This window comes from Oscillibacter sp. (assembly GCF_040505565.1).
Lineage (GTDB): Bacteria > Bacillota > Clostridia > Oscillospirales > Oscillospiraceae > Oscillibacter.
Genome location: NZ_JBEUWZ010000013.1, coordinates 151614 through 157626 on the forward strand (window position 1 = coordinate 151614; position 6013 = coordinate 157626).

The following is a 6013-nucleotide window of genomic DNA, read 5'->3' on the forward strand; positions in this document are numbered from 1 at the left end:
ACCATCCATGCGAAATGCAATGCTGATCGACTCCGCCGATGACGTGGTTGTGGCAATTGAACCCATTGGCAAGGGCGAAACCGTTGAGTATGACTGCAACGGGGAAGCTGTTCAGTTTCCCGCTCTGGAGGACATTACGATCTATCATAAAGTCGCACGGAATGACATTCCCGCCGCTGCGCCTGTCTCCAAGTACGGTCAACATATCGGGGTAGCGGCCTGCGACATCAAAAAGGGTGAGCATGTTCATGTGCACAACCTATCCAGCCACCGGGAGAATCTGGGCTGAGGAGGAGAGATAAAATGACATTTTATGGCTATAGGCGGTCGGATGGCCGCGTGGGCATTCGTAACTATGTCCTCATTCTGCCAGCCAGCGTCTGTGCCTCTGACACGACCCGCATCGTTGCCCAGCAGGTTAACGGGACGGTGACGTTTAACAACCAGAATGGCTGCTCCCAGGTGGCGTCCGACCAGCAGCTGACCATGGACGTGATGGCGGGCTATGCCGCCAACCCCAATGTGTACGGGACCGTGATTGTGTCCCTGGGCTGCGAGAACTGCCAGATGGATCTGGTGGCTCAGGCCATTGCGGAGCGCACCAATAAACCCATGAGGCAGGTCATTATTCAGGAAGTCGGTGGCACCCTGAAAGCTGTGGATATGGCCGTACGCTACGCCAAGGAAATGGCGGCAGAGGCTTCCATGCTGCAAAAGCAGGAATTTCCCATGTCCGAGCTGATTCTGGGCACCGAGTGCGGCGGCAGCGACCCCACCAGCGGCCTTGCGGCCAATCCCCTGATTGGTCGGCTGAGCGATCTGCTGGTGTCCGACGGCGGTACCTCCATCCTCAGCGAGACCACCGAGTTTATCGGAGCGGAGCATATTCTGGCCAGACGCGCCGCGTCTCCGGAGGTGCACGAACGGATTCTGGATATCGTGCACCGTTATGAAAAGGCGCTGCAGCTGGTGGGGGAAGAAGTTCGTGAGGGAAATCCCTCCCCCGGCAACAAGGCGGGCGGGCTGACCACACTGGAGGAGAAGTCCCTGGGCTGCATCCACAAGGGCGGCCACAGCCCCGTTAACGCCGTGTACGATTACGCAAAGCAGGTGGAACCCAAAAGCGGCCTTGTCATCATGGACACGCCGGGAAACGACCCGTCCTCCGTTGCGGCCATGGCGGCCGGCGGCGCACAGGTAGTGGTGTTCTCCAGCGGCCGCGGCACACCGACGGGGAACCCTATTGTGCCCGTGATCAAGATCACCGGCAACAAGCTGACCTTTGCCAAAATGGAGGATAACATCGATCTGGATGCCTCCCCCGTGATTTATGGCAGTAAGACGATGGAAGAGCTGGGCGATGAACTCTATCAGATGGTCCGGGACGTTGCCTGCGGCAAGCAGACCAAGGCAGAAGCTCTGGGCTTTACCGAGATGGCCATTGCCCGGGTGTGCAATTATGTGTAACACACCACGTTTTGAAATTCAGGGCTGCCCATAAAACGGAGAGTACCCCCAAGGTATCGGGGTTACAAATATATAAAAGAGGAATGTCAAATGAAAAAGAAATATGTAGTTATGGACGGGAATACCGCTGCCGCTCACGCAGCTTATGCGTTTACAGAGGTTGCAGCCATTTACCCGATCACGCCGTCTTCTCCGATGGCGGAAAAAGTGGACGAGTGGTCTGCAAAGGGCAGGAAAAACCTGTTCGGATCCACGGTGGATGTCATTCAGATGCAGTCTGAGGCAGGCGCCGCCGGGACTTGCCACGGCTCCTTGCAGGCGGGCGCGCTGACCACCACGTTCACCTCGTCCCAGGGATTGATGCTGATGATTCCCGCCATGTTCGCCATGGGCGGACAGTTTCTTCCCAGTGTCATGCACATTGCATCCAGAGTGGTCACCTCCAACCACCACTCCATTTTCGGCGATCATACCGACTTCATGACCTGCCGCACAACGGGCTATGCAATGCTGATGTCCTCTACCCCCCAGGAATGTATGGATTTGGCGGCGGTTGCCCACCTGTCTGCCATCAGCTCCAAGTATGCGTTTATGCACTGCTTTGACGGTTTCCGCACTTCTCACGAGATGCAGCGCATTGAGGCTTTGGACTACGAAGATTTAAGAGGCCTCGTGGATTACGCGGCCCTGAAGGATTTCCGCCGCCATTCCCTCAACCCGGAGCATCCCACCAACCGTGGTAACAACGTCAACCCGGACGTCTACTTTCAGTGCAAAGAGGGCGCAAACGAAAAGAGCGCGTCTCTGCCCGACAAGGTCCAGCACTACATGGACGAGATCAACAAGCTGACCGGTCGGGATTACAAGCTGTTCAACTACTACGGGGCTTCCGATGCCGAAGAGGTCATCGTGGTCATGTGCTCGGCTTGCGAAGCCGTGAAGGAAACCATTGATTTTCTCAATGCCAATGGACGTAAGGTTGGTCTGCTGCAGGTGCACCTGTACAGACCTTTCTCTGTGAAGCATTTCACTGAGGCCATTCCCGCAACTTGCAAAAAGATTGCCGTTTTGGATCGCTCCAAGGAAACGGGTTCCGTGGGTGAGCCCCTGTATCTGGATGTGTGCACCGCGCTGAATCAGGTGGGAAGAAGCGATATCAAGATCGTGGGCGGCCGTTACGGCCTTTCCTCCAAGGACACCACTCCGGGCCAGTTTATTGCCGTTTACGATAATCTCAGACAGGAAACTCCTAAAAATGACTTCACCATCGGCATTAACGACGACGTCACCCACACCTCCCTGGATTACAAAGAGGTGGAACTTGCGCATCCCGGTGAGATTTCCTGCAAAATCTGGGGCCTTGGAGGCGACGGCACGGTAGGAGCCAACAAGAACGCGATCACCACAATCGGCCTGACCGCAAACAAGTACGCGCAGGCTTACTTCTCTTATGACTCCATGAAGTCCGGCGGCCTGACCCAGTCCCACCTGCGCTTCGGAGATGAACCCATTCGCTCTACATATCTGGTCTCATCTGCGGATTTTGTAGCCGTTCACGCGCCTACCTATGTCAATAAGTACGATACCACCGAAGATCTGAAGGAGGGCGGTACCTTCCTTCTCAACTGCCCGTGGAGGGTTGGGGAGCTGGAAAATCATCTTACCGCAAAGATGAAGCGGGACTTGGCCCGCAAGCATGTTCAGTTCTACATCATTGACGCCGCAAAGCTCGCCGAGGCGATCGGACTGGGCAATCGGACCAACAATATCCTGCAGGCGGTCTTCTTTGCCCTGACCAAGGTCATTCCTCTGGACGTTGCTGTGGAGGATATGAAGAAGAACAACTACGATTCCTACTTTAAAAAAGCCGGACAGAAGATTGTCGATCTGAATGACCAGGCCGTCGACGCGGGCGTAAGCGCCGCCGTTCGGGTGGAGGTCCCCGAAAGCTGGGCAGACGCCCACGACGCCCCTGCCGAGGAAATCAAGGCCACGCCTTTTGTCAGGGATATTGTCATCCCCATGGATCGCCAGCAGGGAGACAAGCTCCCGGTCTCCGTGTTCAAAAAGCACGGCGTGCTGGACGGCACCTGGGAAAACGGCACTTCCGCCTATTCAAAGCGCGGCGTGGCCACCACCGTTCCCAAGTGGAACGGCGACGCCTGCATCCAGTGCAACCGCTGCGCCATGGCCTGCCCCCATGCGGCCATCCGGCCTGTGCTTCTGACGGAAGAGGAAAAGACCGCTGTTCCCGCATCCTTCACCACCGTTCCCGCCAAGGGCCTTGGCAAGGACGCGCCCGCCTATTCCTTCCGCATGCAGGTATCTCCCTATGACTGCCTAAGCTGCGGCGTGTGCCTGACGGTATGCCCAGCCAAGGAGGCGCTGGTCATGACGCCTTTTGAGGAGATGAAGCCCGAGCAGAGCAACTTCGACGAGATCGCCATGAATGAATCCTATCTGAAAAAGGACGTCATCAACAGCAAGACGGTCAAGAATATTCAGTTCGCAAAGCCCTACTTCCAGTTCTCTGCCGCATGCGCAGGCTGCGCCGAGACCACCTACATCAAGCTGGTCAGCCAACTGGTGGGCGACCGCATGTATGTCGGCAACGCCGCGGGCTGCTCGTCCGCTTACAGCGGCGGAGCACCCATTCTGCCCTACTGCCGTGACAGCCGTGGCTTCGGCCCCGCCTGGGAGCATTCCCTGTTTGAAGACAATGCGGAGTTTGCCTATGGATTCTTCCATGCGCAGGATGCCATCCGCAGGGAGATTCTCACGCATCTGGAAGCCGTGAAAAGTTCCGGCGTGGCTGTGGACGCCGTCAACAGTTATCTGGCCGACTGGGACGACAAGGAAAAGTCCCGTCAGGTCTCCGATGCGCTCATTGCCGCACTGAAAGCCGGCGAAAAGACGCCGGATGTGGAATTTGTTCTGGACAATCAAGAGTATCTGGCCAAGAAGTCTATCTGGGCATTTGGCGGTGACGGCTGGGCCTATGATATCGGCTTTGGCGGCATCGACCATGTCCTTGCTCAAAACCGGGATGTCAACCTGCTGGTTCTCGACACCGAGGTTTATTCCAACACCGGCGGACAGTCCTCCAAAGCAACTCCCACCGCTGCTGTTGCAAAGTTCGCCGCCGGCGGCAAGCAAATTTCCAAGAAGGACCTGGGCGCAATCTTTATGAGCTACGGCTATGTCTATGTTGCGCAGGTGGCTATGGGCTATGACCAGGCTCAAACCCTCAAGGCCATTCGGGAAGCCGAGGCCTATCCCGGCCCCTCCATTATCATCGCCTATTGCCCCTGCCTGGAGCAGCATATCAAGGCGGGCATGAGCTGCACACAGGATGAGATGAAGAAGGCCGTTGACTGCGGCTACTGGCATCTCTATCGCTATGATCCTCGCCGAACGGCCGAGGGAAAGAATCCCTTCCAGCTGGATTCTCCCGAGCCCGACATTGGAAAAATCAAGGACTTCCTCATGGGCGAAAACCGCTATGCATCCCTGAAGAATAACTTCCCCGAGCGCGCCGACGCTCTTTATGAGAAGAACATCGCCGACGCCAAGGCTCGTTATGCCAAATATCGCAGGATGGCGCAGGACACTGAGTGATGAACTCACAGGTGCTTTGAAGTAATAGTGCTGAAAAAATAAGGAGGAAGTTTATTGTACACTACCATTCACTACGAGGTTAATGATGGCATTGGGATTGCCAGCATCAACAGGCCGGAGGCCCTGAACGCCTTGAATTCCACGGTAATCGGCGAATTGGAGAAGTTGATGGGTGAGATTGAGGCGGACAAGACCCTGAGAGTACTGATTCTCACGGGAGAGGGGCGTTCTTTTGTTGCCGGTGCCGATATTGCCGAGCAATGTCCGCTGGACTTGGCTGGTGGTCGGGCCTGGGGACGGAGAGGCTCCGCACTTTTCCGCAGAATTGAGCGGCTGGAAATTCCCACTATTGCCGCCGTCAACGGGTTTGCCTTGGGTGGAGGATGTGAGCTGGCAATGGCCTGCGATATCATTTTGGCCTCTGAAAAAGCGAAGTTTGGGCAGCCGGAAGTCACACTGGGCATCACACCCGGCTTTTCCGGTACCCAGCGTCTGGCACGACGGATTGGCGCAGCAAAAGCAAAAGAGCTGATTTTCTCCGGCAGAATGGTCAAAGCAGACGAGGCAAAAGAGATTGGCCTTGTAAATGCAATGTATTCCCCCGAAACGCTGATGGAGTCTGCGGTTGCCATGGCAAGGTCCTTTGCGAAAAATGCGCCGATTGCCGTGAAATACTCCAAGGCGTGCATTGACAGAGGATTGCAGACAGACCTGGATACTGGAATTGCAATCGAAAACGAACTGTTTGCGATGTGTTTTGGGACCAGCGATCAAAAGGAAGGCATGACCGCTTTCCTGGAAAAGCGACCGGCTGCGTTTAAAAACCAGTAAGCAATGATCAGTGACAGCCAGGAGCGCTATGAATCTTATAAGCGGCTGGCCGAAAAAGAGCAGTAAGAGCGTTTATACCGGCATCGGGCCACGGGGC

General features: G+C 55.9%; 4 protein-coding genes. All 4 read left to right on the plus strand.

The features are described from left to right. Positions 1-7 precede the first annotated feature (7 nt). The 4 genes from ABWQ15_RS07460 to ABWQ15_RS07475 all read left to right on the plus strand — a co-directional run bounded on the left by ABWQ15_RS07460 (position 8) and on the right by ABWQ15_RS07475 (position 5916). Positions 8-289 (plus strand): UxaA family hydrolase, encoded by a 282-nt coding sequence (locus tag ABWQ15_RS07460; protein ID WP_353908132.1) that lies wholly within the window; start codon positions 8-10, stop codon positions 287-289. A 14-nt stretch (positions 290-303) separates the two neighbouring features. Next, positions 304-1467, plus strand: a complete 1164-nt coding sequence (locus tag ABWQ15_RS07465; protein ID WP_353908133.1) for a UxaA family hydrolase — start codon at positions 304-306, stop codon at positions 1465-1467. Between the two features lie 90 nt (positions 1468-1557). Next, positions 1558-5085 carry a pyruvate:ferredoxin (flavodoxin) oxidoreductase gene (gene nifJ, locus ABWQ15_RS07470; RefSeq protein WP_353908134.1) on the plus strand — a complete coding sequence of 1176 codons (3528 nt, stop codon included), beginning with the start codon at positions 1558-1560 and terminating at the stop codon, positions 5083-5085. A 54-nt stretch (positions 5086-5139) separates the two neighbouring features. Then, entirely contained in the window at positions 5140-5916 is a 777-nt protein-coding gene (locus ABWQ15_RS07475) for an enoyl-CoA hydratase-related protein (protein WP_353908135.1), read from the plus strand. Positions 5917-6013 lie beyond the last annotated feature (97 nt).